The organism is Amycolatopsis thailandensis (assembly GCF_002234405.1).
Lineage (GTDB): Bacteria > Actinomycetota > Actinomycetes > Mycobacteriales > Pseudonocardiaceae > Amycolatopsis > Amycolatopsis thailandensis.
The window spans coordinates 1-723 of the sequence record NZ_NMQT01000240.1; the positions used below are offsets into that span (position 1 = coordinate 1).

Annotated in this window: 1 protein-coding gene and 1 pseudogene; both read left to right on the forward strand. The window is 68.5% G+C overall.

Annotation, left to right across the window (positions count from 1 at the left end):
* On the forward strand, positions 1-449 hold a 449-nt coding region (locus tag CFP71_RS41960), incomplete at its 5' end, for an SDR family oxidoreductase (RefSeq protein ID WP_143267282.1).
* 70 nt (positions 450-519) lie between these two features.
* Positions 520-723, forward strand: a pseudogene (locus CFP71_RS41965) (helix-turn-helix domain-containing protein); the annotation flags it as partial.

Here is a 723-nt window from a genome sequence, read left to right on the forward strand (position 1 = left end):
CGGTGATCGATCTCAACCTCAAGTCGCCGTTCTGGCTGGTGCAGGCACTGCTCCCGGCACTTCGCAGGGCGGGCACCGCCGATGATCCCGCGCGGATCGTCAACATCGGCAGTATCGCCGCCATCCATGTCGCCGAGTCGCCCAACTATTCCTACGCCGGCAGCAAGGCGGCACTCCACCAACTCACCAGGGTGCTGGCCAGGGAACTGGGCCCCCAGCACATCACCGTGAACGCGGTAGCCCCAGGAGTGTTCCCGTCGCGGATGATGGCGGCCACGATCGAGGCCATCGGCGACACGATCGCGGCGAAGACCCCTCTGCGCCGGATCGGCCGCGACGACGACATGGCGGGCATCGCCGTGTTCCTCGCCGGCCGGGCCGGCTCTTACCTCACCGGCGCCGTCATCCCTGTCGACGGTGGCATCGCCACGACCGCGTCGGGCACCTAGGACAGCGCCTAGGCGTCGGGGGTACCGGCAGAACCTCCCTCCGCCTGCGGGCAAAGCCTATGGTGAAGGGGTGACCAAGATCGACCCGCGCACCGAGATCAAGGAATTCCTCCGCTCGCGTCGCGCACGGATCGCGCCAGAGCGGGCCGGACTGCCCGCCTACGGTGGCAACCGCCGGGTCAAAGGTCTGCGTCGCGAAGAGGTGGCTCTCCTGGCAGGCATATCGGTCGACTACTACGTGCGGATGGAGCGCGGCAGCCTCGCCGGCGCCTCC